Source organism: Actinomadura kijaniata NBRC 14229, assembly GCF_001552175.1.
Lineage (GTDB): Bacteria > Actinomycetota > Actinomycetes > Streptosporangiales > Streptosporangiaceae > Spirillospora > Spirillospora kijaniata.
In genome coordinates, this window is sequence record NZ_BCQR01000002.1 from 11,747 (window position 1) to 38,029 (window position 26,283).

Annotated in this window: 23 protein-coding genes; 15 read left to right on the forward strand and 8 right to left on the reverse strand. The window is 74.9% G+C overall.

Translation table 11 applies throughout. The annotated features are described in order from the left end of the window. Positions 1-82: 82 nt before the first annotated feature. The 6 genes from AKI01S_RS00750 (at position 83) to AKI01S_RS00775 (ending at position 6,813) form a co-directional block, all read left to right on the forward strand. Positions 83-3,196, forward strand: a complete 3,114-nt coding sequence (locus AKI01S_RS00750) for an ATP-binding protein (protein WP_245681429.1) — start codon at positions 83-85, stop codon at positions 3,194-3,196. A 347-nt stretch (positions 3,197-3,543) separates the two neighbouring features. Continuing rightward, positions 3,544-4,464 carry an SPFH domain-containing protein gene (locus tag AKI01S_RS00755; RefSeq protein WP_067811053.1) on the forward strand — a complete coding sequence of 307 codons (921 nt, stop codon included), beginning with the start codon at positions 3,544-3,546 and terminating at the stop codon, positions 4,462-4,464. Further along, positions 4,461-4,685, forward strand: coding sequence for a type II toxin-antitoxin system antitoxin (locus AKI01S_RS00760; RefSeq protein ID WP_067811056.1), 225 nt, complete (start codon positions 4,461-4,463; stop codon positions 4,683-4,685). Before AKI01S_RS00755 ends, AKI01S_RS00760 begins: the two co-directional genes overlap by 4 nt. 3 nt (positions 4,686-4,688) lie before the next feature. After that, complete coding sequence (locus AKI01S_RS00765) at positions 4,689-5,312, forward strand: GOLPH3/VPS74 family protein (protein WP_067811058.1); 624 nt, start codon at positions 4,689-4,691, stop codon at positions 5,310-5,312. A gap of 78 nt (positions 5,313-5,390) precedes the next feature. Beyond that, complete coding sequence (locus AKI01S_RS00770) at positions 5,391-5,969, forward strand: redoxin domain-containing protein (RefSeq protein ID WP_067811061.1); 579 nt, start codon at positions 5,391-5,393, stop codon at positions 5,967-5,969. Beyond that, positions 5,962-6,813 carry a cytochrome c biogenesis CcdA family protein gene (locus AKI01S_RS00775; RefSeq protein ID WP_245681430.1) on the forward strand — a complete coding sequence of 284 codons (852 nt, stop codon included), beginning with the start codon at positions 5,962-5,964 and terminating at the stop codon, positions 6,811-6,813. Before AKI01S_RS00770 ends, AKI01S_RS00775 begins: the two co-directional genes overlap by 8 nt. On the opposite strand, the gene AKI01S_RS00780 is transcribed toward AKI01S_RS00775, so the two are convergent. Further along, positions 6,803-7,216 carry an organic hydroperoxide resistance protein gene (locus AKI01S_RS00780; RefSeq protein ID WP_067811065.1) on the reverse strand — a complete coding sequence of 138 codons (414 nt, stop codon included), beginning with the start codon at positions 7,214-7,216 and terminating at the stop codon, positions 6,803-6,805. The genes AKI01S_RS00775 and AKI01S_RS00780 overlap by 11 nt on opposite strands. Before the next feature lie 75 nt (positions 7,217-7,291). On the opposite strand from AKI01S_RS00780, the gene AKI01S_RS00785 reads away from it, so the two are divergent. The 5 genes from AKI01S_RS00785 (at position 7,292) to AKI01S_RS54810 (ending at position 11,139) form a co-directional block, all read left to right on the forward strand. Then, entirely contained in the window at positions 7,292-7,765 is a 474-nt protein-coding gene (locus AKI01S_RS00785) for a MarR family winged helix-turn-helix transcriptional regulator (protein ID WP_067811068.1), read from the forward strand. Between the two features lie 94 nt (positions 7,766-7,859). Next, on the forward strand, positions 7,860-8,540 hold the full coding sequence (locus AKI01S_RS00790) for a lysophospholipid acyltransferase family protein (RefSeq protein WP_067811071.1): 681 nt from the start codon (positions 7,860-7,862) through the stop codon (positions 8,538-8,540). A 72-nt stretch (positions 8,541-8,612) separates the two neighbouring features. Next, on the forward strand, positions 8,613-9,584 hold the full coding sequence (locus AKI01S_RS00795) for an EamA family transporter (protein ID WP_067811074.1): 972 nt from the start codon (positions 8,613-8,615) through the stop codon (positions 9,582-9,584). A gap of 10 nt (positions 9,585-9,594) precedes the next feature. Next, complete coding sequence (locus AKI01S_RS00800; protein WP_067811156.1) at positions 9,595-10,176, forward strand: 3'-5' exonuclease; 582 nt, start codon at positions 9,595-9,597, stop codon at positions 10,174-10,176. An 84-nt stretch (positions 10,177-10,260) separates the two neighbouring features. Continuing rightward, positions 10,261-11,139 carry an ATP-binding protein gene (locus tag AKI01S_RS54810; protein ID WP_439951653.1) on the forward strand — a complete coding sequence of 293 codons (879 nt, stop codon included), beginning with the start codon at positions 10,261-10,263 and terminating at the stop codon, positions 11,137-11,139. Positions 11,140-11,182: 43 nt separating this feature from the next. On the opposite strand, the gene AKI01S_RS00810 is transcribed toward AKI01S_RS54810, so the two are convergent. After that, positions 11,183-12,241 carry a mechanosensitive ion channel family protein gene (locus AKI01S_RS00810; RefSeq protein ID WP_067811077.1) on the reverse strand — a complete coding sequence of 353 codons (1,059 nt, stop codon included), beginning with the start codon at positions 12,239-12,241 and terminating at the stop codon, positions 11,183-11,185. A 126-nt stretch (positions 12,242-12,367) separates the two neighbouring features. On the opposite strand from AKI01S_RS00810, the gene AKI01S_RS00815 reads away from it, so the two are divergent. Then, on the forward strand, positions 12,368-13,990 hold the full coding sequence (locus AKI01S_RS00815; RefSeq protein ID WP_245681431.1) for a CocE/NonD family hydrolase: 1,623 nt from the start codon (positions 12,368-12,370) through the stop codon (positions 13,988-13,990). Here AKI01S_RS00815 and AKI01S_RS00820 read toward each other — a convergent pair. The 3 genes from AKI01S_RS00820 to AKI01S_RS00830 are packed head-to-tail and all read right to left on the reverse strand — an operon-like array spanning position 13,968 to position 16,346. Then, positions 13,968-14,426, reverse strand: a complete 459-nt coding sequence (locus AKI01S_RS00820) for a peroxiredoxin (protein ID WP_067811079.1) — start codon at positions 14,424-14,426, stop codon at positions 13,968-13,970. The genes AKI01S_RS00815 and AKI01S_RS00820 overlap by 23 nt on opposite strands. Further along, the gene (locus tag AKI01S_RS00825) at positions 14,413-15,039 is read right to left on the reverse strand and encodes a histone deacetylase (protein ID WP_067811082.1); all 627 of its coding nucleotides are present in this window, start codon (positions 15,037-15,039) and stop codon (positions 14,413-14,415) included. Before AKI01S_RS00825 ends, AKI01S_RS00820 begins: the two co-directional genes overlap by 14 nt. Before the next feature lie 50 nt (positions 15,040-15,089). After that, a complete protein-coding gene (locus tag AKI01S_RS00830) occupies positions 15,090-16,346 on the reverse strand; it encodes a serpin family protein (RefSeq protein WP_245681432.1) in 1,257 nt (418 codons plus the stop codon). Between the two features lie 168 nt (positions 16,347-16,514). On the opposite strand from AKI01S_RS00830, the gene AKI01S_RS00835 reads away from it, so the two are divergent. From AKI01S_RS00835 to AKI01S_RS54130, 3 genes are all read left to right on the forward strand, one after another. Continuing rightward, complete coding sequence (locus tag AKI01S_RS00835; protein WP_067811086.1) at positions 16,515-17,792, forward strand: glycosyltransferase; 1,278 nt, start codon at positions 16,515-16,517, stop codon at positions 17,790-17,792. A 147-nt stretch (positions 17,793-17,939) separates the two neighbouring features. Then, positions 17,940-18,860, forward strand: coding sequence for an NADP-dependent oxidoreductase (locus AKI01S_RS00840; RefSeq protein WP_067811089.1), 921 nt, complete (start codon positions 17,940-17,942; stop codon positions 18,858-18,860). A gap of 34 nt (positions 18,861-18,894) precedes the next feature. Next, positions 18,895-21,801 (forward strand): helix-turn-helix transcriptional regulator, encoded by a 2,907-nt coding sequence (locus tag AKI01S_RS54130; RefSeq protein WP_281185682.1) that lies wholly within the window; start codon positions 18,895-18,897, stop codon positions 21,799-21,801. A gap of 169 nt (positions 21,802-21,970) precedes the next feature. On the opposite strand, the gene AKI01S_RS00850 is transcribed toward AKI01S_RS54130, so the two are convergent. The 3 genes from AKI01S_RS00850 to AKI01S_RS00860 all read right to left on the reverse strand — a co-directional run bounded on the left by AKI01S_RS00850 (position 21,971) and on the right by AKI01S_RS00860 (position 26,275). Further along, the gene (locus AKI01S_RS00850; protein WP_067811092.1) at positions 21,971-23,188 is read right to left on the reverse strand and encodes a putative PEP-binding protein; all 1,218 of its coding nucleotides are present in this window, start codon (positions 23,186-23,188) and stop codon (positions 21,971-21,973) included. A gap of 28 nt (positions 23,189-23,216) precedes the next feature. Continuing rightward, the gene (locus tag AKI01S_RS00855; protein ID WP_067811095.1) at positions 23,217-25,079 is read right to left on the reverse strand and encodes an FAD/NAD(P)-binding protein; all 1,863 of its coding nucleotides are present in this window, start codon (positions 25,077-25,079) and stop codon (positions 23,217-23,219) included. Positions 25,080-25,210: 131 nt separating this feature from the next. Further along, positions 25,211-26,275 (reverse strand): NAD(P)H-dependent amine dehydrogenase family protein, encoded by a 1,065-nt coding sequence (locus AKI01S_RS00860; protein ID WP_067811098.1) that lies wholly within the window; start codon positions 26,273-26,275, stop codon positions 25,211-25,213. Positions 26,276-26,283 lie beyond the last annotated feature (8 nt).

Below are 26,283 nucleotides of genomic sequence, written 5' to 3' on the forward strand. Positions count from 1 at the left end.
CGCTAACCCCCCATCCGCGCCTCGTACACCGTGCCGGGCCATACGGAAGAATCGGGCCATGCGGTTCGGCATTCTGGGGCCCGTGGAAGCGCGCCGCGGGGACGACGTCATCGCGGTGGGCGGCCCGCGGGTGCGGGCGCTGCTGGCGTTGCTGCTGCTCGACGCCGGGCGGCTCGTCCCCGTCGAGCGGCTCATCGACGGGCTGTACGGGCAGGAGCCGCCGGCCGGGGCCGCCAACGCCCTGCAGTCGCAGGTGTCGCGGCTGCGGCGGGGGCTCGGGGACGCCGGGCTCGTGGAGGGGCACGCGGCCGGGTACCGGCTGGCCGTCGAACGCGACGACGTCGACGTCCACCGGTTCGAGCGGCTGGCCCGGGAGGGGCGCGAGGCCCTGTCGAAGGGGGCGCCGGGGCAGGCGGCCGCGCTGCTGCGGGAGGCGCTGGAGCTGTGGCGCGGGCCGGTGATGGCCGATCTGGCGGCTCCGTTCGCGGCCGCGCGGGCGACCCGGCTGGAGGAGGCGCGGGCCGCGGTCGTCGAGGACCTCGCCGAGGCGTCGCTGGCGATCGGGCGGCACCCGGAGGTGCTGGGCGCGTTGCGGGGGCTCGTCGCCGAGCACCCGCTGCGGGAGCGCGCCCGCGGGCTGCTGATGCGGGCCCTGTACCTGGACGGGCGGCAGGCCGAGGCGCTGGCCGTCTACGAGGACGCGCGCGCGGCGCTGGCCGAGGAGCTCGGCGCCGATCCGTCGCCGGAGCTGGCCGCGGTCCATCTGGCGGTGCTGCGGGGCGAGGTCGCCGCCGCTCCCCCGGCGTCGGTGCGGTCCCACCTGCCCGCGCAGCTCACCAGCTTCGTCGGGCGCGAGGAGGAGCTGCGGCGCGTGGGGGCGCTGCTGTCGGAGGGGCGCCTGGTGACGCTGCTGGGGCCGGGCGGGGCCGGCAAGACCCGGCTGGCCGTGGAGGCCGGGCAGCGCGAGCCCGGCGAGGTCTGCTTCGTCGATCTGGCGCAGGTCGGCGACGGGCGCGACCTCCCGCAGGCGGTGCTGGGCGCGCTCGGGCTGCGCGAGCACGGGATCCGGGACGGGGCCCCGCAGGGCGACCCGGTGGAACGGCTGGTGTCGGCGCTGGCCGACCGCGCCCTGCTGGTCATCCTGGACAACTGCGAGCACGTCGTGGCCGACGCGGCGCGGCTGGCGCACCGGCTGCTCAGCGCGTGCCCGGCGCTGCGGGTGCTGGCGACCAGCCGGGAGGCGCTGGGGATCACCGGGGAGCGGCTGTGGCCGCTGCCGCCGCTGCCGCTGCCCCCGGCCGGGACGGCGGCGGAGGACGTGCTCGGCTACCCGGCGGTGCGGCTGTTCGCCGACCGGGCGGAGGCGGTGCGCCCCGACTTCGCGGTCACCGCGGGCAACGTCGGGGCGGTGCTGCGGATCTGCGGCGCGCTCGACGGGCTGCCGCTGGCCATCGAGCTGGCGGCGGCGCGGCTGCGGTCGCTGCCGGTCGAGGAGGTCGCGGCGCGGCTGGACGACCGGTTCCGGCTGCTGTCGCGGGGGAACCGGGCCGCCGCGCCCCGGCACCAGACGCTGCGCGCGGTGGTCGAGTGGAGCTGGGACCTGCTGGACGAGGACGAACGGGCCCTCGCGCGGCGGCTGACGGTGTTCTCCGGCGGGTTCACCGCGGAGGCCGCCGCGCGGGTGTGCGGGCTGTCCGGCTTCGCGCTGGACGACCTGCTGGCCGGGCTCGTGGACAAGTCGTTCGTGCAGGTGGACGGGGTCCGGTACCGGATGCTGGAGACGGTGCGGGCGTTCGGCCTGGAGCGGCTGGCCGAGGCCGGTGAGCGGGAGCGGTTCCGGCGGGCGCACGCGGCGTTCTTCCTGGACCTCGCCGAGACCGCCGACCCCCGGCTGCGCTCGGCCGGGCAGCTCGACTGGCTGGCGCGGCTGGCCGCCGAGCACGGCAACCTGCGGGCCGCGCTGCGGTGGGCGGTGGCGGCCGATCCGGGGACCGGGCTGCGGCTGATGGCGGCCGCCTCGTGGTACATGTGGCTGCGCGGGCGGCGCGGCGAGCTCGGCGGCCCGGCGGCCGAGCTGCTGGCGGCGGTCGGGCCCGTGCCGCCGGAGGGGCTGGCCGAGGAGTACGTGACGTGCGTGGTGAACGCGCGCGCCACCGGCGCGCTGGGCGCGGACGGCGCGGCGCACCTGCGGGCGGCCGAGACGGTCATGGCGACGATGCGGGGCGTGCCCCGGCGGCCGGGCTGCCTGGTGCTGTGGGCGATGGTCAACCCGCTGCCCGCCGCCGACGACGTCGCCGAGCGGCGTTCCCACCTGCTGATGTCGGAGGACCCGTGGCTGCGCGCGCTGGACGCCTTCAGCATGGGCTACCAGATCCTGTTCGCCGGGGAGACCGAGCCTGCCGAGCCGCTGTTCGAGCGGGCCACCGTGATCTTCCGGGCGCTCGGCGACCGGTGGGGCATCGCCAACACGCTGGACGCCCAGTCCCAGCTGGCCGAGCTGCGGGGTGAGGTGGAGCGCTCGCTGACCCTGCTGGCGGAGGCCCTGGAGCTGGTCGAGGAGCTGGACGCGCGGGAGGACCAGAGCGACCTGCTGGTCCGGCGCGGCGACCTGCTGCTGCGCGGCGGCGACCTCGACGCGGCCGGGCGCGACTACGAGCGGGCGGCCGAGCTCGCCGCGCGGGCCGGCGCGCAGCCGAAGGCGATGACCGCCCGGCACGGCCTCGCCGAGATCGCGCGGCTGCGCGGCGACACGGCGACGGCGCGCCGCCTGTACGAGGAGGTCCTGGCGGCGCCGATCGCCGAGTGGGGCTGGAGCGGCGGGACGCCGGTGCGCGCGCACGCCGGGCTGGGCTGGCTGGCGCTGGCGGAGGGCGACCCGGAGCGGGCCAGGGGCCTGTTCCGGCGGGCGCTCGACGGGACCGGCGGGACCGGCGGGACCACGGTCGCCTCGCCGGGAGGCGACGCGGCGCTGGGGATGGCCGCGGTCGCCCTCGCCGAGGGACGGCCGGAGCGGGCGGCGGTGCTGCTGGGGGCGGAGCGGACGCTGCGCACCATCGGACGGCTGCTGTCCCCCGACACCGTCCGCGTCGCCGCGGCCGTGCGGGAGGCGCTCGGGGACGCCGCCTACGAGAAGGCGTTCGCCCGGGGAGCGGCGATGACGCGCGAGGAGGCGGCGGACGCGGTGCTGACGGCGTGACCGAGGACGGCGACCAAGAGCGGTGACCGCCCCGCGCCGCCAACGCCGCCCGCGTGAACACCGCGCTCGTCTCCCTCGCGCAAGCGGGACGTCTCCGCGGCACGCGCGTCGACCGTGTCGCCGCCCGCCCTCGTTGCGACGCGCCGCACCGGGCCGTCCCGCGCCGCACCGGGCCGTCCCGCGCCTGACCGCCGTCCCGCGCCCGGTGGCCGGATCGGGCCTCGGCGGGCGCCGCTGACCTCCCGCGCCATGACCGTTCCATCCGTTTCGTGTTGTTCGGTGGGGAATCCCTCTGGCGAAAAGTGATATCACTTTGCTAGATTGATGCCATACCCCAAGGAGGGCTCATGACAGAGCTGAACACGGAGGTCGCGCCGGTGGAGATGCCGCGACCGCAGATCGTGGAGCGTCCGGCGCGCAACGTCAGCGGCTGGCCGATGCTGGGACTGGCGCTGCTGTTGGTGCCGGGAGGGGTCGCGCTGTTCCTCTGGGGGATCTCCGCCGGGGGCGGCGCGGCGGTCGCCGGGGTCGTCGGCGGGGTGCTGCTGTTCCTGGCCGGGCTGGTGGTCGGCGCGGGGCTGACGCCGGTCGCGCCGAACCAGGCCCGCGTGCTCCAGGTGCTCGGCCGCTACACCGGGACGGTCCGCGAGGACGGCCTGCGCTGGGTCAACCCGATCACCGAGCGGCGGCGGATCTCGACCCGGATCCGCAACCACGAGACCGGGCTGGCCAAGGTCAACGATCTGGACGGCAACCCGATCGAGATCTCGGCGGTGGTGGTGTGGCAGGTCGAGGACACCGCGCGGGCGGTGTTCGAGGTCGACGACTTCGTGGAGTTCGTGGCGTTCCAGACCGAGGCCGCGGTGCGGCACATCGCCGGGAGCTTCCCCTACGACGCCGCCGACCGGACCTCGCTGCGCGACAACGCCGACGAGATCACCGGGATGATGTCGCGGGAGCTGTCGCTGCGCGTCGAGTCGGCCGGAGTGAAGATCATCGAGTCGCGGATCACGCGGCTGGCGTACGCTCCGGAGATCGCGCAGGCGATGCTGCGACGGCAGCAGGCCGGGGCCGTGGTCGCCGCCCGCAAGCAGATCGTGGACGGCGCGGTCGGCATGGTCCAGCAGGCCCTGGCCAGGCTGGAGGAGGACGACGTGGTCGAACTGGACGAGGAGCGCAAGGCCGCCATGGTCAGCAACCTGCTGGTGGTGCTGTGCGCCGACCGCGACGCGCAGCCGGTGGTGAACACCGGTTCGCTGTACCAGTGAGCCGCGAGCGCAAGAAGATCCTGCTGCGGCTCGACCCGGCCGTGCACGACGCGCTGGCCCGTTGGGCCGGGGACGAGCTGCGCAGCACCAACGCGCAGATCGAGTTCCTGCTGCGGCGGGCGCTGGCCGACGCGGGACGGATGCCCGGCGACGCCGGGCGGATGCGGCGGCCCGGCCGCCCGCCCAAGAACGACGATCCGGACGAGACCCCCGAGGAATAGGTCATGGTCCCCACCCCCGACTCCCTGCCCGCGAGGATGTTCCTGCTCGCCTACGACCCGAAGAAGCAGCGGCTCACGCGACGCGACAAGCTCGGCTACCTGCTGCGCGCGGCGGCGCTCACCGAGCTGTACCTGGACGGGCGGCTGGTCGACGACGGACGTCGCCCGCGCCCCGACACCCCCGGCGCGGACCCCTACGGGCTGTGCGCGCAGATCGCGGCGTCCCGGCCGAGGTCCTGGCAGCACTGGGTCCGCAAGGACCACCGCGCCATGGTCGCCACGGTCCGCGAGGAGCTGAGCCGGGGAGGCTGGATCCGGGTGGAGCGGCGCAAGGTGCTGGGGCTGTTCCCGGTGCACCGGGTCACCGTCCGCGACCCGCGCGTGGTGAAGACGCTGTGGGGCGGCGCGTCGGCGGCGCTGCGCGGCAAGCCGTCGGCGCACGTCAACAGCTACGACGCGGCGACGGCCGCGCTGGCGGCGGCGGCCGGCCTCAGGACGGTGCTGCCGCGCGGCGACCGGCGGCGGTACAAGCGGCGCATCGCCGAGCTGACGGCCCGTTCCGGTCCGGCGGTCAAGGCCATGCGCAAGGTGATCCAGGCGGAGGAGGCCGCCGCGGCGGCCGGCTGACCGGCGGGCCGGCCCGCGGGGGCACGACGTCACCGGCTCGTAAGATCCGGCGGCCCCCGGCGCGGTTAGCCTGCCGTCATGAACAAGCTCCTTCCCCTGGTCACCGGCGCGATCCTGCTCGCCGGATGCGGGGGCTCCGGCGGATCGGGCGCGGGCGGGGGCACCCCGTCCGCGCCCGTCCCGTCCGCCACGGCGCCCTCGCCGTCCGGCTCCCCGGCCAAGGAGCAGCAGAGGCTGCGCAAGCTGCCGGACAAGCTGCGGTTCGAGGCCACCACGCTCGACGGCAGGCCGTTCACCGGGGTGAACCTGGCCGAGAAGCCCGTGGTGTTCTGGTTCTGGGCGCCCTGGTGCCCCAAGTGCCGCGCCGAGGGCCCGGCGGTCGCGAAGGCCGCCCGCGCCAACGCCGGGCGCGTCGAGTTCGTGGGCGTCGCCGGGCTCGACCGGGACACCGCGAAGATGAAGGAGTTCGTCGCCCGGACCGGAACGTCGGGCCTGCCCCACCTGGACGACCGGAGCGGACGGCTCTACCGGCACTTCGGCGTCACCACGCAGTCGTCGTTCCTGTTCATGAGGCCCGACGGGACGGCCGAGCGCGCGTCCGGCCCGCTGGGCGAGGACGAGCTGGCGGCGCGGGTGCGGGCGCTGGCCGGTGGCTGACCCGGGCGTGCTGTCGCTGGCCCTGGCGGCGGGGCTGGTGGCGGCGTTCAACCCCTGCGGGTTCGCGCTGCTGCCGTCGTACCTGGCGCTGCTGGTCGCCGCGCCGGGCGCGGGCGGGGTGTGGCGGGCGCTGCGGCTGTCGGCGGCGATGACCGCCGGGTTCGTCGTGGTGTTCGGGGCGTTCGGGCTGGTGGTGACGGTCGCGACCACGTCGGTGCAGGAGTACCTGCCGTGGGTGACGATCGTGGTGGGCGCGGTGCTGCTGGGGCTGGGCGTCCGGCTGCTGGCGGGCCGCGAGCTGACGGTGCGGGTGCCCCGGCTGAGGGTGGGCCGGGTGGACGGCTCGGTCCCGGCGCTGTTCGGCTACGGGGCGTCCTACGCGGTGGCGTCGCTGTCGTGCACGATCGCGCCGTTCCTGGCCGTCACGGGGGTCGCGGCGGGCGGCACGGTGGGCGACGGCGTGCTGGCGTTCGTCGCCTACGGGGCGGGCATGGGCCTGGTGGTCGGGCTGCTGTCGATGATGGTCGCGCTGGCGCGGGGCGCGGTGGTCGCGCGGACGCGCCGGGTGCTGCCGTACGTGTCGCGGGCCAGCGGGGCGCTGCTGGTGCCCGCCGGGCTGTACGTCGCCTACTACGGCTGGTACGAGCTGCGCGTCAACGCGGGCGGCGCGGCCGACGACCCGGTGGTCGGGGCCGTGGCCGGGGCGCAGGGCGCGGTGACGGGGTGGCTGGAGTCGGTCGGGGCGGGGTGGGTGGCGGTCGCGTTCGTCGCGTGCGCGGCGGCCGGGTGGGCGGCCGGACGGGCGGCCCGCCGCCGCGCACGCGACCGCGACGTCACTCGATGACCAGTTCCACGGGGATGTTGCCGCGGGTGGCGTTGGAGTAGGGGCACACCTGGTGGGCGCGCTCCACCAGCTCCTTGCCGGTGCCGTCCTGGAGCTCGTCGGGGAGCTCGACCCGCAGCACCACCGCCAGGCCGAAGCCCCGCTCCAGGTTCCCGCCGATGCCGACCTCGGCGGTGACCGACACGTCCTTGACGTCCTGCCGGGTCTTGCGCGCGACGGCGGCCAGGGCGCTGGCGAAGCAGGCGGCGTACCCGGCGGCGAACAGCTGCTCGGGGTTGGTGCCGTCGCCGCTGCCGCCCATCTCGCGGGGCGGGGCCAGGGGCAGGTCGAGCCGGCCGTCGGAGCTGACGGCGCGGCCGTCCCGGCCGTTGGCGGTGGCGACGGCGGTGTACAGGGCGTCCATGGAACCTCCTTGAGTTGTGCGCAACTAAACATAGCACAACTCAGTTGTGTGCAATTGAATTGTAGGATGGAAGCCATGGACACCCCGACGAGCTGGGACGACGCCTCCCCCGACGAGCTGCTGAGCCTGGACGGGCAGCTCTGCTTCGCGGTGCACGCCACGGCCCGCGCGTTCGACGCGGCCTACCGTCCGATGCTGCGCGAACTCGGCCTCACCTACCCCCAGTACCTGGTGATGCTGGCGCTGTGGGAGCAGGGGGCGCTGACGGTCAAGGAACTGGGCCTGGCGCTGCGGCTGGACTCGGGAACGCTGTCGCCGCTGCTCAAACGGCTGGAGACCGCCGGGCTCGTGCGCCGCGAACGCGACGCGCACGACGAGCGCTCGGTCACCGTCTCCCTCACCGCGCAGGGCGCGGCGCTGCGCGGGCGCGCGGTGCGCGTGCCGCGCCAGATCCTGACCGCGACCGGCCTCGGCCCCGCCGAGCTGACCGAGCTGCGGGCCTCCCTGGAGCGCCTCACCGCCGCCCTGGACGCCGCCGCGCGCGACTGAGGCGCAAGCGCCGACCCCTACAAGATCGCAGGCGTTCCTTTTGTACGGCGTGGTCAGCGACCCGTCGAGTAACGGAAACCTAGCCTTCTCGGACATGACTCCCGAACGCCTGGTCTACCCCCTGCTGAAGCACGTCCTGCTCGGACCGCCGATGCGGCTGGCCTTCCGCCCCGAGGTGACGGGACTGGAGTCGCTGCCGCGCACCGGGCCGGTGATCCTGGCCGCCAACCACCTGGCGGTCTGCGACTCGTTCGTGCTGCCGCTGGTGGTGCCGCGCCAGGTGTTCTTCCTCGGCAAGCAGGAGTACTTCACCCGGCCGGGCGTGGCGGGACGGACGATGGCCGCGTTCTTCCGGGGCGGCGGCGCGATCGCGGTCGACCGGTCCGGCGGGCGGGCGGCGCTGGCCGCCCTCGACGCGGCGGCGCGGGTCCTGGAGCGCGGCGACGTGTTCGCCCTGCACCCCGAGGGGACGCGCTCCCCCGACGGGCGGCTGTACCGGGGGCGCACGGGGGTGGCGCGGCTGGCCCTACGCACCGGGGCGCCGGTCGTCCCGGTGGGGCTGGTCGGGACCGACCGGGTGCAGCCGCGCGGCCGGGTCGTGCCGCGGCCGGGCCGGATCGAGGTGCGCCTCGGGGAGCCGATGACGTTCGCCGGGCGCGGGCCCGCCTCGCACCGCGACGTGACGCGCGCGGTCACCGACGAGATCATGCAGGCGATCCGGAAGCTGTCGGGCCAGGAGTACGTGCCGTCCTACGCGCCCCGGCCCGGTTCCTGAACTTTTCCCCTCCCTCCGGAATAACACCATCAAAGCGGGTATGGCGGTGTCGAGCTGCGAAGGGAGAACGCGATGGCGAACCGTTCCGGAACCGGCGGGCTGGTGCTCGGGATCGTCTCGGCCACCTGCTTCGGATTCTCGGGGCCGCTGGCCCGGATGCTCATCGACGCGGGGCTGAGCGCCGTCCAGATGACGTGGCTGCGGCTCGGCGCGGGCGCGCTGGCGCTGCTGGCCGTCGGACTGCTGCTGCGCCCCCGCGACCTGGTCGTCCCCCGGGGGCACCGCTGGTTCGCCGTGCGGTACGCGCTCGTGGGCTTCGCCGCCGTGCAGGGCCTGTACTACGCGACGGTGGCGCGGCTGCCGGTGAGCCTGGCGTCGCTGCTCGAGTTCACCGCGCCCGTCATCGTGGTGGCGTGGCTGTGGCTGGCGCGGCGGGTGCGCGTCCCGGCGTCGGCCGCGGTCGGGGCGGTCTGCACGCTGCTGGGGATGGCCCTGGTCACCGAGGTCTGGACGGGGCTGGCCATGGACCCGCTGGGGCTGGTGCTCGGGCTGGCCACCGGCGTGACCGCCGCCGCCTACTTCCTGATGACGCAGAGCTCGGGGGAACGGCTGCCCCCGTTCACCGCCGTCACCTGGGGGCTGACCGGCGCGGCGCTGGCGCTGACGGTGCCCGCCCGCCCCTGGGAGATCCCGTGGGAGGTGCTGGCCGGGGACGTCCCCGCCGTCGGGCACCGGGTGCCCGCGCTCCTCGTGCTGGGCTGGCTGGTGCTGGTCACCACCCTGCTCGCCTACTTCCTCAACCTGGCGGCGATCCGGCGGCTGTCGGCGGCCGTCGGGGCGCCGGTGGCCGCGCTGGAGGCGGTGGCCAGCGCGGTGCTGGCCTGGGTGCTGCTCGGGCAGTCCCTCGGCCCGGCGCAGATCGCGGGCGGGCTGGTCATGCTGGCCGGGATCGTCGTCGCGCAGCGCGCCGTCGCCCGGCTCACCGCGCCGCGCGCGCCCGCGCCGGCGGAAAACCGGTCGTCCCGGGAGAAGGCCGCTCGGTAACTTGCCGACCATGGAAGAGACCGGGCGTTTCCTCAACGTCGTCGACGTCGAGGCCACCTGCTGGAACGGGCCGCGGCCGCGCGACCAGGTCAACGAGATCATCGAGATCGGGCTGTGCGTGGTGGACCTCAGGGAGCGAAGGCGGGTGGAGCGGCACGGCATCCTGGTGCGGCCGCAACGCTCGCGCGTCAGCGCGTTCTGCACCGAGCTGACCGGGCTGACGCAGGAGAAGGTGGACACCGGCGTCACGTTCGCCGAGGCGTGCGCGCTGCTGGAGCGCGAACACCGGTCGCACTCGCGGGCATGGGCGAGCTGGGGCGACTACGACCGCAAGCAGTTCGAGCGGCAGTGCCGGGAGACCGGGACGCGCTACCCGTTCGGCCGCCGCCACACCAACGCCAAGGCCCGCTACGCCGAGGCCCGCGAACTGCCGCGCAAGCCGGGAATGGCGGGGGCGCTGCGGCACGCGGGACTGCCGTTGGAGGGGCGCCACCACAGCGGCGAGGACGACGCGTGGAACATCGGCGCACTGGTGCTCGACCTGCTCGGAAGCGGGGCGTGGCCGTCCTGGGACGAACTGTCACACCGGTAGGCGAGGTTTGGTCCGCCGGGGACGGGCAGGGATGAGAGCGCGGGGCCACAGCAGGAGATGCCGAACGGGACGACGGAGGCGACGGTGGAACTCAATCTCGACCTTCGATTGCCGCGTGACGCGGCGAGCGTGCCCGCCGTCCGTCGGCTGCTGGACGCCGCGCTCCAGGCCCTCGGGGTCGAGGAGACGATCCGCGGCGACATCGAGCTGATGCTGAGCGAGGCGTGCGGCAACGTGATCCGGCACGCCCGGGCGGGCGACGACTACACGGTGAGGGTGACGATCCTCGGTGAGCGGTGCGTCATCAAGGTGATCGACTCCGGGCAGGGGTTCGACCCCGCCCGGGCGGAGGGGGAGGCGGCCGGGCGGTCCGACGGACGCGCCGAGCACGGCCGCGGCATGATGATCATGCGGACGCTCGCCGACGACGTGCGGTTCCGCAGCTTCCCCGAGAGCGGGGCGCTGGTGGCGCTGGAGAAGCACCTGCGCTACGGGCCGGGCAGCCTGGGCGGGCAGCTCCACGTGGACGAGTCGAACGGGCTGAGCAGTAGGGTGCGTTCCATGAACGGCACCGACTCCGACCTGGAAGAATTCGCGACCCGGCTGTTCGACATGGCCCGCACCGGGCAGACCGGGCCGCTGACCGCCTACGTGGACGCGGGGGTGCCGCCCAACCTCAGCAACGAGAAGGGCGACACCCTGCTGATGCTGGCCGCCTACCACGGCCAGGCCGAGACGGTGCGGGCGCTCGCCGAGCGGGGGGCCGATCCCGAGCGCCCCAACGACCGGGGCCAGCGCCCCCTGGCGGGCGCGGTGTTCAAGAAGGAGCCCGAGGTGGTGCGGGTCCTGCTGGACGTGGGCGCCGACCCGTGGGCGGGCGATCCGTCGGCGGCCGACACCGCGCGCATGTTCGGCCACTCCGAGTTCCTGGCGTGGTTCGAGGAGCGCGCGCCGCGCGGCTGACCGCGTCCACCGTTCGCGTCCGGCCGTTCGCGTCCGGTCGCCGTCAGTCGACGGCGACCGGGCGGGCGGCGGGGCGCACGCCGTCGTTCATGACGCGCAGCACCGGGAACGGGATCTCGATGCCCTCGGCCCGGAAGCGGCGGTGCAGGCGCTTGACGAACTCGTGCTTGATGCGGAACTGGTCGCCGAACTCGCTGGTGCGCAGGATGACGGTGAAGCCGATGCCCGAGTCGGCGAAGGTGTGGTAGCGCACCAGCACCTCGGTGTCCTTCACCCCGCCCTCGACCTCGGCCATGACCTCCTGGCCGACCTCGATGACGACCTTCTCGACGCTCTCCAGGTCGCTGTCGTAGGACACGCTGGCCTGGATGAGCAGGCCCATGTCCTGGGCGGGCCGGTGGTAGTTGGTGAGGATGGTGTCGGAGAACCGCTGGTTCGGGATGACCTCGATGTTGTCCGACAGGGTGCGGATCGAGGTGTTGCGCCAGTTGATGTCGACGACGTAACCCTCCTGGCCGGTGGCGAGCCTGATGTAGTCGCCGGGCTCGATCGTCTTGGACGCCAGCACGTGCACGCCCGCGAACAGGTTGGCCAGGGTGTCCTGGAGGGCCAGGGCGACCGCCAGGCCGCCGACGCCCAGCGCGCCGAGCAGCGGGGTGATCGACACACCGAGGCTCTGCAGCATGACGAGCATGCCGATGCCGAGCACCAGGACACGGGTGATGTTGGCGAAGATGGTGACGTTGGCCGCCACACCCTGGCGGGCCGAGGCGACCGAGGTGACGACCCCGGCGAACAGCCGGGCCAGCGCCAGCGCCACGATGATGATCGTGAGGGCGGTCAGCACCTTGCCGGTGTAGTCCAGCGTGCGCCGGTTGACGATGAGGATCTCGGCGGCGATCCAGGCACCGCCCAGCAGGGACATCGGCACCGCCAGGTCGTGCAGCAGCTTGGCGGCCAGGTCGTCCCAGGCCCACCGGGTGTCCCCGGCACGGCGGTTCAGCCGGCCCGCCAGCACGCGCGAGATGACGGCCACGGCGAGCGCGACCGCGAGCACCGCGGCCGCCGCGATCACCTTGGCCCAGTCCCACGACTCAGGCATGGTGAGGATCTCTCCTTGGATGGGGGATAGTTCGGATATCGCACGATCGTAAGTGAAGTGCCGCACCTTACCGGCCGGTCATGGAATGCCGGGGATACGATCTGTGGAGTGGTAGGCGAGGAGAAGGTGCGTCGGCTGGGGGTCACGGCGCTGGGCTTGCGGAACGGCCCCCATCAGGTCCGGGTCGAACGCGACCTGGAGGTGCCCACCACCGACGGGGTCGTGCTGCTGGCCGACCACTACGCGCCGGTCGACCTGGAGCGGCCGCCGACGGTCCTGGTGCGTTCGCCGTACGGGCGGCGCGGGCCGTTCGGGCTGATGTGCGGGCAGGTGTTCGCCTCGCACGGGTTCCAGGCCGTGGTGCAGAGCGTGCGCGGCGGGTTCGGCTCCGGCGGGGTGTTCGAGCCGCTCGACGAGCGCGAGGACGGGCTGGCCACCATCGAGTGGCTGCGGGCGCAGCCGTGGTTCGGCGGGACGTTCGCGATGCACGGGCCGAGCTATCTGGGCTACGTGCAGTGGGCGGTGGCCGCCGAGGCGGGACCGGAGCTGCGGGCGCTGTCGATGCAGGTCACCGCGTCGCAGTTCCGCGACGCCATCAACGTCGGCGGCATGTTCGCGCTGGAGTCCACGCTGACCTGGGTGGACCTGACGGCGCGGCTGAAGCACCCGCTGTCGGGCGTCACCACCGGGATCATGTCGCCGCGGCGGGCGCGGCGGGCCGCGCTGTCGGGCCGTCCCCTCGCCGAGCTGGACGTGCTGGCGACCGGCAGCCAGCAGAAGTTCTTCCAGGACCTGCTGGTCAACGAGCCCGACAGCCCGTTCTGGGACCGCCGCGACTTCAGCCCGAGCGTCGCGCGGGTCGAGGCCCCGGTGAACATGACCGGCGGCTGGTACGACATCTTCCTGCCGTGGCAGCTCAAGGACTACGCGGCGCTGCGCGCGGCCGGGCGGCGTCCGTACCTGACGATCGGCCCGTGGTTCCACGCCGACCAGCGGATGATGCGCGGGTCGGTCGGCGAGGCGATGCGGTGGTTCCGCGCGCACCTGCTGGACGACCCGTCTGAGCTGCGCGAGCAGCCGGTGCGGCTGTACGTGACCGGCGCCGACGAGTGGCGGGAGTTCCCCGACTGGCCGGTGCCGGGGATGCGCGAACAGCGCTGGAACCTCCAGCCGGACGGCGGGCTCGGCACCGCCGAGCCGCCGGAGTCGGAGCCGGACCGCTACCGCTACGACCCCGAGCACCCGACGCCGTTCCTGGGCGGGCCGTCGCTGCTGGGCGACAACAAGCCCGTCGCCGACCAGGCGCGGGTGGAGGCGCGCCGCGACGTCCTCGTCTACACCTCCGACGCGCTGGCCGAGGACGTGGAGGCGATCGGGCCGGTGACGGCCGAGCTGGTCGTGCGGTCCGACCGCGCGCACACCGACTTCGTGGTGCGGTTGTGCGACGTCGATCCCGACGGCGTCTCGCGGAACCTGTGCGAGGGCATGCGGCGGCTCGTCCCGGGCGTGAACGACCCCGGGGAGGACGGCGTGCGGCGCGTCCCGGTGGAGCTGTGGCCGGTCGGGCACCGGTTCAGGGCCGGGCACCGCATCCGCGTGCAGGTGTGCAGCGGTGCCTACCCTCGGGTCGCCCGCAACCCGGGGACGGGTGAGCCGATCGGCACCGCGACCCGGATGCTGACCGCCGGCCAGGAGGTGTTCCACTCCCCCGGCCGGGTCTCCTCGATCACCCTGCCGATCGTGCCCTGAGGGCCGCCAGCGCCCGGTCGGCGTGCGCGGCCATCTTGATCTCGCTCTTGACGATCTCGATGACCCGCCGGTCGGTGTCGATGACGAACGTCTGCCGCCTGGTCGGCATCAGCGCCAGGCCGCGCTTGACGCCGAAGCGGGCGCGGACCGTCCCGTCGGGGTCCGACAGCAGCGGGTAGCCGAGGGAGTGCCGGTCGGCGAACTCCTTCTGTCTGTCCACGCCGTCGGCGCTGATCCCGACCGGGTGCGCGCCGACGTCGGCCAGCTCGGCCGCCAGGTCGCGGAAGTGGCACGCCTCGGCGGTGCAGCCGGGCGTCATCGCGGCCGGGTAGAAGAAGAGCACGACCGGGCCCTTCTCCAGCAGGCCGGACAGGGTGCGGGGGGTTCCGGTCTCGTCGGGGAGTTCGAAGTCGTCGACGGTGTCACCGATCTTCATGCCCCGACGCTAGCAGTGCCGCGATCGCGGCACTGCTCCAGGCTCCGCGCGCGCCGGGGCGTCCGGCCAGGTAGGCGGCGGCGCGGTCGGGCCGCCAGCCGTGCGCCTCGCGCAGGCCGTGGCCGAGCATGGCCAGATAGGGGGCGGTCGGCGGGTTGAGCTCCGCGCCGTCCACCCCGTGCGGGGCGGTGAAGGTGAGCATGGGGTGGCCGTCGCGTTCCCCGATCTTCAGGACGGTCTCGTAGCGTCCGGGGCCGAGCCGCTGGCGGCCCTCGCCGAGCACCCGCGACAGGTCGGGGTCGGCCCCGGTCGCGCGGCGCATCTCCTGGGACATCACGTCGCAGAACTGCTGGAGGGTCAGCAGGTAGGCGCGCGCGGCGGTCCGGCCCGGCAGGTCGGGGTCGTAGAACGCCATGCCGCCGCCCCAGGTCAGCGACCGGTGGGCGAAGTAGATCCCGCCGGGCACGGTGACCGGCGCCTGCGCCCGGGCGGGGCGGGGGTCGCGGCAGCCGGTGTAGTGGCGCGCGCCGCCGGCGGGACGGCCGCCGGCCAGGTAGCAGGCGAAGCGCTCGGCGTGGAGGTTGGAGCCGTAGGCGACGTACCAGAGGCGCATGCCTTCCAGGATGCCCGGTCGGGAGCGGGTGGGCTCGGGAACGGGTGGGGTCAGGAACGGGTGGGGTCGGCGACGCGGGCCAGGAACAGCGGCTCGCCGGTCCGGGTGTCGCGGACCACCAGGACGTGCGGACGGTCAAAGACGATCTTCTCGCCGCGGGGCGGGGCGGCCAGGGCCTCGACGCCGCTGCCCGTCGCCGCCGCGGCCTCGGTGCCCTTCTCGTCGACGAGCAGGGTCGCGGCGTGCTGGACGAACTGGAGGCGCACCGCCTTCGGGGACAGGCCCCTGAGGTCGGCCTGCCCGCCGAACGCCTGCGCCATGCCCAGCTCGCTGAGCAGGGGTTTGAGGTCGGCCTGGGCCTTCAGCCTCACCTTGGGGATCGACAGGTCCACGGTGGTGGGGCGCAGGGCGCCGGTCAGGGCGTCGAGGGTGGCCGGGGACAGGTCGGGGCAGCCCTTGGCGCGGGCGTCGGGGAGCAGGGCCGTCATGGTCAGGCGGCCGTCCCGGTAGGGCAGGTCCACCGCCGTCCAGCCCCGGTGGCGGGCCACGCCGTAGTCGGTGGTCTTCCTCATCATCGGGGCGTCGACCGAGCGGCCCGCGGCGGTGGTGAAGCGGGCGGGCGCGGTGTCCTGCTTCTTGAACTCGGCGGCCCACCTCGCCTTCATGTAGAGGGCGTCGGTCAGGATCCAGCCGGTGTCCCCCTTGACCGAGTTCTCGGGGAGCAGCCGGGGGACCAGCCCCTCGGTGATCCTCTTGATCTCCTCGTTGACGGTGGCGCGGGCGCCCTCGGGGTCGCTGCGGATGTCGAGCAGCTTCAGCGAGGCGTCGTAGGCCGTGGCCACCCGGTCCAGGTAGTCCTTGTGGGGGGTGAGCGCCCGGTCCGACCACACCTGGTCGACCGTGCGCAGCTTCACGTCCTTGGTGTTGAGGGCCTTCAGCGCCTGGGTGCGGGCCCTCAGGCCCGGGAGCGGGTCGCCCGGCGGGAGCCGCAGGGTGCGGGCCATCGCGGCGGCCGTCTCACCGCGGGCCGCCTGGTGGACCATGCCGAGGCCGCTGGACAGGCTGCTGGGCGACAGCACCACGTTGGCGGACGGGTCCCGGCGGCACCAGGCGTCCAGGACGGAGAGGCCGAACGCGGAGGAGGCCCGCGCCAGGGGCCCGGGGTCCGCCGCGGCGACCGGGGCCACCGCGCCCCGGACCGTGCGGACCTCCTGGGTCGCGGCGCCGCACGCGGTGACGGCGGAGGCCGCGGAGACGAGCAGTGCTCCCGTGGCGAGTCGGTGGCTGCGTAGGAGTCCCATGGACATGGGACGCGGGCCGCCGGAACCGGGTTTCGCGGTACCAAGAACTTTTTTCGCGACGAATCGTCATTAGCGGGTTTGCTTTCACTCGGGGGTGGGGTAGACATGTGACTGTAGGTGTCCAAGACGGAGATACCTCCCAGTTGCTCATGCCTTGAGTACGGAGGATCCGTCATGCGCCACCCTCTGAACATCGCCCTTGTCACCGCCGCCGACCTCGACGCCGAGACCGTTCAGGCGATCGCGGTGCGGGATCTCGCCCGTGCGTTGGCCGCTCCGCTGTCCGAGGACGCCGAGGGCCACCAGGTCAGCGTTTACACCCGGCGGTGCAACCCCGCCGCCCGCATGCGTTCCCGCATCGCTCCCGGTGCCACGGTGTACCAGGTCGAGGCCGGTCCGGCCCGGCGGCTGAGCGATGACGACACGCTGCGGCACGTGCGGGACTTCGCCGACGCGCTGCGCCGCCGGTTCAGCGGCCCGGGGCGCCCCGACGTCGTGCACGCCCACGGCTGGATCGGCGGACTGGTGGCCTGCGCTGTCGCCAAGGAGCTGGACATCCCGTTCGTCGCCAGCTACCACGGGCTGGCCGCCGGCGAGCGGCGGCTGGGGCACGAGGTGCACCCGGCGCGGATGCGGCTGGAGACCGCCGTCGGGCGCGGCGCCGACCTGGTGCTGGCCGCGCACTCCGGCGAGCGCAACGCGCTGGTGCGGATGGGCGTCCCCCGGCCGTCGGTCGGCATCCTCCCCTACGGGGTGGACGGCGAGCTGTTCAGCCAGGTCGGCCCGGCCATGCCGCGCGGTGACCGGCAGCGCCTGGTGACGGTCTGCCGCGACCTGGAGGACGGCGGGGTCGCCACGGCGATCCGCGCGCTGGCGCACGTCCCGGACGCCGAGCTGGCGATCGCCGGCGGCCCGGCCCGGGAGGAGCTGGAGAACGACCCGGCCGTGCACCGGCTGACCCTGCTGGCCAAGGAGCTGCACGTCGCCGACCGGGTGATCTTCCTGGGGCGGCTGCCCCGCCGGTCGCTGCCCAAGCTGCTGCGCACCGCGCGGCTGGCGCTGGTGCTGGCGCCGTTCCAGCCGTCGTCGATGGTGCCGCTGGAGGCCATGGCCTGCGGCGTCCCGGTGGTCGCCACCCCGGTCGGCGGGAACACCGACAGCGTGCTGGACGGCATCACCGGCATGCACGTCCCGGCGGACCGGCCCGTGCTGATCGGCCGGGCGATCCGGCGGCTGCTGGCCGAGGAGACCACGCTGCACGGCTGGGCCATCGCCGCCGCCGACCGCGCCAACTCGCGGTACTCCTGGAAGCGCATCGCCGCCGAGACGCTGCGCGCCTACGAGCGGATCCTGCCCGCTCCCCCGGTCGAGGAGCCCGAGGTCGAGGACGAGATCGCGGAGCCCGTGGAGGCCGTGGAGGAGACCGAGCTGGCCGCCGCCCTGGCGGGCTGAGCCTCCGCCCCGGCGGGCCGAGGGACGGGCGGCGCCCGTCCGCGCACGACGGGCCCCGGTCCACGAGTGGACCGGGGCCCGTGCACGTTTTCGGGGTAGGTCACCTTCCAGACCATGATCCGTGCTCTGTGAACCGGGGGGTTTCCCATGCGCGCTGTCACCTACGACGCCTACACCACCGACGATTCCCGGCTGCGGGCGGGCGAGGTGCCCGATCCCCGGCTCGGCCCGGGGCAGGTGCTGATCGAGGTGCGGGCCGCCGGGGTCAACCCGGTGGACTGGAAGATCATGGCGGGCGGCCTCGACGCGATGATGGACGCGGTGTTCCCCGTCATCCCCGGCTGGGACGTGGCCGGGGTGGTGCGGGCGGCCGGGCCCGACACCCCGGAGTTCGCGCCGGGCGACGAGGTGATGGCCTACGCCCGCAAGCACGTCGTCCACGCCGGGACGTTCGCGCAGTACGTCGCGGTGGACGCCGCCGCGTGCGCGCGCCGGCCCGCGGCGCTCGACTGGAACCGGGCCGGGGGCCTGCCGCTGGCGGGGATGACCGCGCAGCGCACCCTCGACCGGCTGGCGGTCGGCGCCGGGGACGTGGTGCTGGTGCACGGGGCGGCCGGGGGCGTGGGGAGCCTCGCCGTCCAGATCGCGCGGGCGCGCGGCGCCCGCGTCGTCGGCACCGCCTCCGAACGCAACCACGACTACCTGCGCGGCCTCGGCGCCGAGCCGGTCGTCTACGGCGACGGGCTCGCCGGGCGCGTCCGCGACCTGGCCCCGGGCGGGGTGACCGCCGTGGCCGACTTCGTCGGCGGGCAGCTCGACACGACGCTGGCGGTGCTGGCCGGGGGCGGCCGCCACGCCTCCGTCGCCGACAACACCGTGGAGGAGCACGGCGGCCACTGGATCTGGGTGCGCCCCGACGGGGCCAGGCTGGCCGAGCTGGCCGCGCTGGCCGACAAGGGCGAGCTCACGGTCGAGGTGGCCGGGACGTTCCCGCTGGAGGAGGTCGGCGCGGCGTTCGCGGCCAGCCGGACCGGGCACACCCGCGGCAAGCTCGTGATCACGCCCTGACCGGAAAGCCGGTTCCGGGTGGGATACTCGGCGGATGGAGGAGCTGATGGGGGAGCTGGTCGGACGTGCCGCCGAGGCCGCCGCGCTCAGCGCCGCGCTGGACCGCGCCGCCGCCGGGAACGCCGGGATCGCGCTGGTCAGCGGTGACGCCGGGGTCGGCAAGTCCCATCTGGTGGGCGCGCTCACGCGGCAGGCCGCCCGGCGCGGCTGGACCGTGCTGACCGGGCAGTGCGCCGAGCTCGGCGAGTCCATCCCCTACATGCCGCTGGCCGACGCGCTGTGGCGGGCCGTGCGGGAGCCGGGGGCCGAGGTGCTGCGGGAGGCGCTGGAGACGCGGCCGGTGCTGGGACGGCTGCTGCCCGACGGGGACGGCGCGCCGGACGCGGCGTCGGAGCTGGGGCAGCAGCAGCTGTTCGGGGCCGCGCTGGGGCTGCTGGGCGAGCTGGGACAGCGGCGCCCGGTGCTGCTGGTGCTGGAGGACCTGCACTGGGCGGACCGTTCCACGCGGCATCTGCTGACGTTCCTCAGCCGCGTCCTGCAACGCGAGCGGGTCTGCCTGGTCGGCACCTACCGCTCCGACGACCTGCACCGGCGCCACCCGCTGCGCCCGGTGGTGGCGGAGCTGGTGCGGCTGCCGAACGTGACGGCGGTGGACCTGCGGCCGTTCGCGCCGAGCGAGACCGCCGAGTACCTGGCGTACCTGGACGGCGGGACGCCGCCGTCCGCCGAGGAGGTCGCGCGGGTCCACCAGCGTTCGGAGGGCAACCCGTTCTACGCCGCCGAGCTGCACGCCGCCGCCCGCACCGGCGAGGACCTGCCCGCCGGGCTCGCCGACCTGCTGCTGGCCCGCATGGAGCGGCTGTCCGACGACGCCCAGCGCGTGGTGCGGGTCGCCGCCGTCGCGGGCCGCCGCGTCAACGACGAGCTGGTCCGGCGGGTGTCGGGGCTGGACGAGCGGGCCGTCGGCACGGCGCTGCGGGAGATCGTCGAGCAGCGGCTGCTGGAGCCCGACGGGGCCGACGGCTACCGGTTCCGGCACGCGCTGCTCGCCGAGGCCGCCTACGCCGACCTGCTGCCGGGCGAGAGGACCCGGCTGCACGCCGCGTTCGCCGCGCTGCTGGCCGAGCCGCCCGCCTCGCTGCTGCCGCGCGCCGCCGCCGAGCGCGCCCACCACAGCCTCGCCGCGCACGACCTGCCGGTGGCGTTCGCGGCGTCGCTGCGGGCGGGGCGCGAGGCCGAGCGGATGGGCGCGCCCGACGAGGCCCACGACCACTACGACCGGGCGCTGGAGCTGTGGGACGCGGTCCCCGACGCCGACGCGGTCGCCGGGGCCGCGCGGGAGGAGATCTCGCTGGCGGCGGCGCGGGCGTCGGCCCGCGCCGGGGACACCCGCCGGGGCATCTCCCGGCTGCGCCGCCTGCTGGCCGTCACCGACCCCTCCGACCTGCGGCTGGGGGTGAAGATCCGCGAGCATCTGGGGTCGCTGCTGTACGAGCTGGACCAGGACGAGGAGTCCACCGCCGTGCTCCGCGAGGCCGTGGACCTGCTGCCCGCCGACCCGCCCACCCCCGAACGCGCCGGGGCGCTGGCCGCCTACCTGCGCACCCTGGTCTACAGCGAGGAGCACGCGCGGCTCTCGGCGCTGGCCGAGGAGGCGATCGCGGCGGCGCGGGCGACGGGGGCGACCGACGCCGAGGCCAGCGCGCTGATCTCCCTGGCGGTGTACCGGGAGTGGCGGGAGGGGGACGCCGACGCCGCCGCCCTGTTCGGGCGGGCCCGCGACCTGGCCCTCGCCGCCGGGAACTACCCGGTCGCGATGCGCGCCGCCTACCACTACGCGCGCGTCCCGTTCGACCGGGGCGAGCTGGCGGCGGCCACCGCGGCGGCCGACGACGGCGTGCGGCTGGCGCTGGACCACGGCGTCGAGTGGAGCACCTTCGGCACCACGATGCGCTGCCTCCAGTACCTGATCCACTACACCACCGGCGACTGGGAGCGGGCCGACCGGCTGGCGGACGACTTCGCCGTCCAGGTGGTGCGGGCGCCCGAGGCGCTCGTGTCGGCGTACGCGTTGTTCTGCGAGGTCGCGCGGGGAAGCGACGGCGTCCGGGAGCGGTTGCGGTGGATCGAGCCGCTGTGGCCGCAGGATTCGCTGCTGGTCTACATCTCGCGGGGGCTGGCGGCCGAGCACTGCCTGTGGAACGGCGACCCGGTCACCGCGCTCGGGCACGCGGAGGCGGCGCTGGCGGCGTTCGACCACCACGACCCGCCGTCCATCCGGGCGGCCGCGACCGTGCTGTGGGCGCACGCCGAGCGCGGCGGCGTCGACCGCGCCACGGCCGACGCGCTGTTGGAACGTGCCCGTGCGGCCATGGCCATCGTTCCGGGCGGCTATGCGCGCGTCTGGATAGGAGTGGAGGGGCACGCCTGGCTGGCCCGCGTCGAGGCCGAGCACGCCCGCGCGCTGGGGGCCAACGACCCCGAGCTGTGGCGCAGGGCGGCCGAGGCGTTCACCTACGGCGACCCCGACGGCGGGTTCGTGTACGAGGTGGCGCGGTCGCGGTGGCGGCTGGCCGAGGCGCTGGTCGAGCGGGGCCGCCGCGAGGAGGCGGCCGAGGAGTGGCGGCGGGCGGTGGCGACCGCCGAGCGGCTGGGCGCCGCTCCCCTGCTGGCGGCGCTGCGGGACCTCGGCGCGCGGGCCCGGCTGCGGCCGGGCGCGGCGCCGGGGGACGGGCCGGAGAGCGGGTCGCTGGCGGCGCTGACGGCCCGCGAGCGCGAGGTGCTGAAGCTCGTCGCCGAGGGCCTGGGCAACAAGGAGATCGCCGCCGCGCTGTACATCTCCCCCAAGACCGCCAGCGTCCACGTCTCCAACATCATGGCCAAGCTGGGCGTCACCAGCCGCGGCCAGGCAGCCGCCGTCGCCCACCGCGCCGGGCTGTGATTTTTGAAGTCCTGGCCTACGGCGCTCGCCCGGGGCTCGCGCCTCACCAGGCCTTGGCGAGCGCGACATCGCTTCGCGATCTGACCCGCGGGCCCTCGCCTTCGGCTTCGGGCCCGCCGGTCAGGTAACGCGCTCGCGTGCGTGGTCGAGGTTCGCTTCGAAACAGGTCCTAGGCCGCCGTCCGTTCGGCGAGGTGCCGTAGTTCGGCGGTGCACATCATGAGCCTGCGGGTCGGGAGGCGTCGCACGTAGTGGTCCAGGTCGGCGCCCAGGGCGAAGACGTGCACCGGGACCCCGGCGGCGTGGCCGGACTCGACGGCCTGGCGCAGCGCGGCCAGGACGGCCGGGTGCCGGGTCTGGTAGGTGGCGGAGACCAGGTGGTTGCCCCGGTCGGCGGCGAGGTAGAACTGGATGAGGTCCTTGGTGCCGACGAACAGCTCGCTGGCGCCGGAGGCGCAGAACGCGGCCGCCGAGTGCACGGCGGCGGGCGTCTCGACGAAGACGCCGAGCGGCGTGTCGCCGGCCAGGCCGAGGTGCCGCCGCAGCCGCACGAACTCGTCCTCGTCGTTGATGAACGGAACGGCGAAGCTCAGCCGGTCCGCGTCCGCGCCCAGGCGCTCCCGGACGCGGGCGCGCAGCGCCCGGAAGGCGCGGGGGTAGTGGCGCTCGTCCAGCAGCCAGCGGGCGCCGTGGCGGCCGAGTTCGGGGTTCGGCTCGTCGTCCACGTGCGCCCCGGTGGTGATCTTGGCGGCGTCGTCGGAGCGGAGGTCGAGCAGCCTCATGACCAGGCGCTGGCCGGGGAGCAGCTCGTCCGCCATCGCGCACAGCTCCGCGGCCACGGCGGCGCCGTAGCGTTCGGCCTCGCGCGGCCCCGCCCGGAGGGCGTCGATCGGGCTCAGCCCGGCGGAGAAGCAGACGAACTCCTCGCGGATGAAGTAGGAGTCCGCGTGCTCGACGCGCGGGGCGAGGGCGTTCGTCGACCGGATGTCGGTGGCGTCGGCGATGACCACGCAGATCGACTCGATGTCGCCGAAGGTGACGGCGGCGGGCCCCGGCGGCCGCGTCGCGGGTTCGGCCGCGCCGAGGACGACCGACCCGCGGTCGGGCAGGACGGTGACCTCGCCGGTGAGCGCGTCCAGCTCGGACGGGTCGATCCGCAGGACGGGGATCCCGCGCGACCGGCAGAGGGACTGCATGTGGCCGGTCCGGCCGCCTCGCGCGCAGACCACCGCGGAGCAGGCGACGATGGCCTCGTAGAGTTCGGGGCCGAGCCGGTCGGCCACCAGGACGGCGCCGTCGACCGGTTCCCCGGTGCGGTTGCAGGGGCCGTGAACGTACCGCCTGTGCGAACCGACGAGCACGACCCCTGGTATTTCGCGAGGGCTCATGGTCAGAGGTTGGCAGCCGCCCGGACGGTCACGCATCTTCCCGAATGCCGAGGCGATCTCCCGTCCGGTCCCGCTCCGCCGGCCCGTCGAGGCCGAGCAGCGCGCGGAGGTCCCGGGGCGTCACCGACAGGTCGCTGAGCCGCGTCATGGCGGCCGTGTTCACGGCGTACCGCAGCGCGCGGTCCGGCGCGGGGGCCCCGCCGCCGGCCAGCGCGTCGCGGACGGCCCGGAGGCCCTCCTCGAACCGGGCCGTCAGGGCCTCGCGGTCGCGGCGGCGCCGCGCGGCCATCCGGTGCACGTCGAGCAGGACCGCGCGGGCGAACGCCCCGGGCGCCCCCGCTTCGGCCACGGCCACGTCGCCGGCCCGCTCGTCGTAGTGGGATTCGAGCCGGTGCAGCACGGTCGCGGCGACGCCCACCGAATGGTTCTTGATCGCGGCGAGGTTGAACGCGAACGCGCCCATCCGGCCGTACCGCACGATCTCGTCGCCCTCCCGGGGGCCGCCGACCACGGAGATCGGGCCGGAGCGGGCGCCGTCCGGTCCGAGCAGGGCGCCGCGGTCGTCCACCTCGACGCCGCGCCCGGTGCGCCGGTGCCGTACGGCGATCCCCTTCCGCAGCAGGTTCGTCCAGAGCGCCGAGCCGGCCCGCTCGTAGTCCGGCTCCCGCCCGAAGTTCGAGATCACGAGGTCCGCCTCGATCTCCCGCTCCGCCGTCGGCCCGGACACCGACAGCCGCAGGGTGCCGGCCTCGGTGGCGACGATCCCGTCGACCCTCCCGGTCGTGAGGGCGATCGGCCCGCCCCCGGCCAGCGCGGCGTCGACGAGTTCGGTGATGTAGGCGACGGCGCCCACCCGCAGCGTGGCCAGCAGGCTCCCGTAGCCGTCGAGGAGCGCGCGGAGGTCGGCGGAGGGGACGCGCGCCAGGGCCTCGGGCAGGTGGGGCTCCCAGGACTTGGCGACCCGCTCGGTCACCACCAGGGGGTCCACGGCCGGGTGTTCCCGGGCGACGGCGGCGCACGCCCGTTCCCACTCGTCCCTGAGCCGCCGGACGAGGTCGTCGCGGCCCGCGTAGCCGCCGGCGGGCAGCCGGGGGTCCGGCAGGCTGAGGACCTGGTGCCGGTGGTCGGAGGGGTAGGTGCGGAGCGTCAGGCCGGACCGCGAGATCATGTGGATCCTCCCGGTGTGGCCGTTGCGCAGGAGGAGCGAGGCCGAGTCGTACGCGCTCAGCAGCGTGCCGACGATGGCGACCACGGCGTCCCGCCGCAGGCCGAGGATCCGTTCGATCCCCTCCTCGGAGTAGGGGTGCCGCACGAACGCGGGGTGGTCCCTCACCTCGGCCGCGAACGGGAGCTCGCGTTCCTCCAGGCCGGTCGCGAGGACGACGTGGTCGGCCCGCAGCGCCCTCCGGCCCGGCCCGGGGCGGTCCTCGACGACGACGTCCACGCCGTCCGCGGCGACCGTCAGGTCGACCACCTCGCCGTCGGCCTCCAGCAGGGTCACGCCGTCGAACGCCTCGCGCGCGGCCTCGGCGAGGCGGGCGGCGAGGTAGTCGGCGTAGATCCGGCGGGGCGCGGGCCCGGACTCGGTGAAGGTGAAGCCGCTCCACTGCGGGGGCCAGCCGGTCCGGTCGGCCTCGTGGTTGGCCCAGGACAGGAAGTCGTCGACGTCCTCGCGGAACATCGACATGCGGCCCGCCTGGATGTTGAAGACGTGGTGCCAGTGGTTGCCCGCCGGGTGGTAGGCCACGCCGGCGCTCCGGTACTCGGGTCGCCGCTCGACCACCACGACCTGGAGGGGCTCCCGGGCGAACCGCAGGAGGCGGACGGCGGTGGCGGTGCCGCCGAGACCCGCCCCGACGATCACCACCCTTCGAGGTCCGGTGGAGTCCACCGCAGCCACCCCCGCACGCGCCGAACGGTCACGGTCCCGCGGCAGGTGCTTCACCGCCGCCCGAGCGTATCCCGGGTGATCGCGCGGCCTCAACGGCGCGGCGGGCGGCGGCGCGGGCCGCCGGCGGGCCGTCAGCGGACCAGGCCCCGGCCGGGGATCAGCGGGAGGTCCAGGGCGGTGAGCAGGCCGGGCGGGGCCTGCACGACGGCGGGAACGGCGTTGACCAGGCGCATCGCGGTGGCCTTGAGGCCGGCGGTGTTGTGGTCGCCGTCGGTGCCGAGCAGCCGGAGGTCCAGGGTGTAGTGGGGCTCGCCGGTCACCTCGACGCGGTAGCAGCCCGCACCGGCCGGCTGTGGCCAGTCGGGGGCCAGGTCGTCGCGCAGCCGCGTGACGTGCTCCAGCACGACCACCGGGACGCCGTCGCGGACGCCCCGCACCTCGAAGCGCAGCGCGGCGGCGGTGCCCTTCTCGATGGTCCCGGCGTCGACGGTGAACGTCTCGGGCGCGGGCAGGCGGGTGTGGTGCTCGACGAGTTCGTCCAGCTCGACGCCCAGACCGGCGGCGATCTGCCGGACGACGCTGCCCCACGCCATGGTCAGCACGCCCGGCTGGAGCAGCATCGGGGTCTCGTCCAGGGGGCCGCCGAAGCCCATGATGTCGAACAGCACGGTGGCCTGGTCGTAGGTGGCGTAGTTGAGGATCTCCATGCAGCGGACCTGCTCGATCCGCTCGCTGATGCCGGTGAGGGCGAGCGGCAGGACGTCGTTGGCGAAGCCGGGGTCGATGCCGTTGACGAAGATCGAGGCGCCGCCCGCGCGGGCGGCCTCGCGGACCGGGTCGGCCATCTCCGGCGGCACGACCCGGTCGGGGAACTGGAGGAACACCGGGCTGCTGGAGACGACGTTGACGCCCGCGCGCAGGATGCGGCACAGGTCGTCGATCGCCTCCATGATCCGTACGTCGGCCATGGCGGTGTAGACGACGCAGTCGGGGCGCGCGGCGAGCAGCGCCGCCTCGTCGCCGGTGGCCGCCACCCCCAGGGGGTCCAGGCCCGCCAGCTCCCCGGCGTCCCGGCCGACCTTGGCGGGGGTGGAGGTCCAGACCCCGGCCAGTTCGAGTTCGGGGTGGGCGGCGATCCCGGCGAGCGCGTGGCGGCCGACGTTGCCGGTGCTCCACTGGACGACGCGGTAGACCATCGGGGACT

Coding starts and splice junctions, on each gene's coding strand:
- AKI01S_RS00795 (WP_067811074.1), top strand. CDS start 8,613: ATGGCGAACCGTTCCGGAACCGGCGGGCTGGTGCTCGGGATCGTCTCG.
- AKI01S_RS00800 (WP_067811156.1), top strand. CDS start 9,595: ATGGAAGAGACCGGGCGTTTCCTCAACGTCGTCGACGTCGAGGCCACC.
- AKI01S_RS00765 (WP_067811058.1), top strand. CDS start 4,689: ATGGTCCCCACCCCCGACTCCCTGCCCGCGAGGATGTTCCTGCTCGCC.
- AKI01S_RS00790 (WP_067811071.1), top strand. CDS start 7,860: ATGACTCCCGAACGCCTGGTCTACCCCCTGCTGAAGCACGTCCTGCTC.
- AKI01S_RS00785 (WP_067811068.1), top strand. CDS start 7,292: ATGGACACCCCGACGAGCTGGGACGACGCCTCCCCCGACGAGCTGCTG.
- AKI01S_RS00840 (WP_067811089.1), top strand. CDS start 17,940: ATGCGCGCTGTCACCTACGACGCCTACACCACCGACGATTCCCGGCTG.
- AKI01S_RS00820 (WP_067811079.1), bottom strand. CDS start 14,426: ATGAAGATCGGTGACACCGTCGACGACTTCGAACTCCCCGACGAGACC.
- AKI01S_RS00780 (WP_067811065.1), bottom strand. CDS start 7,216: ATGGACGCCCTGTACACCGCCGTCGCCACCGCCAACGGCCGGGACGGC.
- AKI01S_RS00825 (WP_067811082.1), bottom strand. CDS start 15,039: ATGCGCCTCTGGTACGTCGCCTACGGCTCCAACCTCCACGCCGAGCGC.
- AKI01S_RS00850 (WP_067811092.1), bottom strand. CDS start 23,188: ATGAGCCCTCGCGAAATACCAGGGGTCGTGCTCGTCGGTTCGCACAGG.
- AKI01S_RS00835 (WP_067811086.1), top strand. CDS start 16,515: ATGCGCCACCCTCTGAACATCGCCCTTGTCACCGCCGCCGACCTCGAC.
- AKI01S_RS00770 (WP_067811061.1), top strand. CDS start 5,391: ATGAACAAGCTCCTTCCCCTGGTCACCGGCGCGATCCTGCTCGCCGGA.
- AKI01S_RS00830 (WP_245681432.1), bottom strand. CDS start 16,346: ATGTCCATGGGACTCCTACGCAGCCACCGACTCGCCACGGGAGCACTG.
- AKI01S_RS00810 (WP_067811077.1), bottom strand. CDS start 12,241: ATGCCTGAGTCGTGGGACTGGGCCAAGGTGATCGCGGCGGCCGCGGTG.
- AKI01S_RS00755 (WP_067811053.1), top strand. CDS start 3,544: ATGACAGAGCTGAACACGGAGGTCGCGCCGGTGGAGATGCCGCGACCG.
- AKI01S_RS00860 (WP_067811098.1), bottom strand. CDS start 26,275: ATGGTCTACCGCGTCGTCCAGTGGAGCACCGGCAACGTCGGCCGCCAC.
- AKI01S_RS54130 (WP_281185682.1), top strand. CDS start 18,895: ATGGAGGAGCTGATGGGGGAGCTGGTCGGACGTGCCGCCGAGGCCGCC.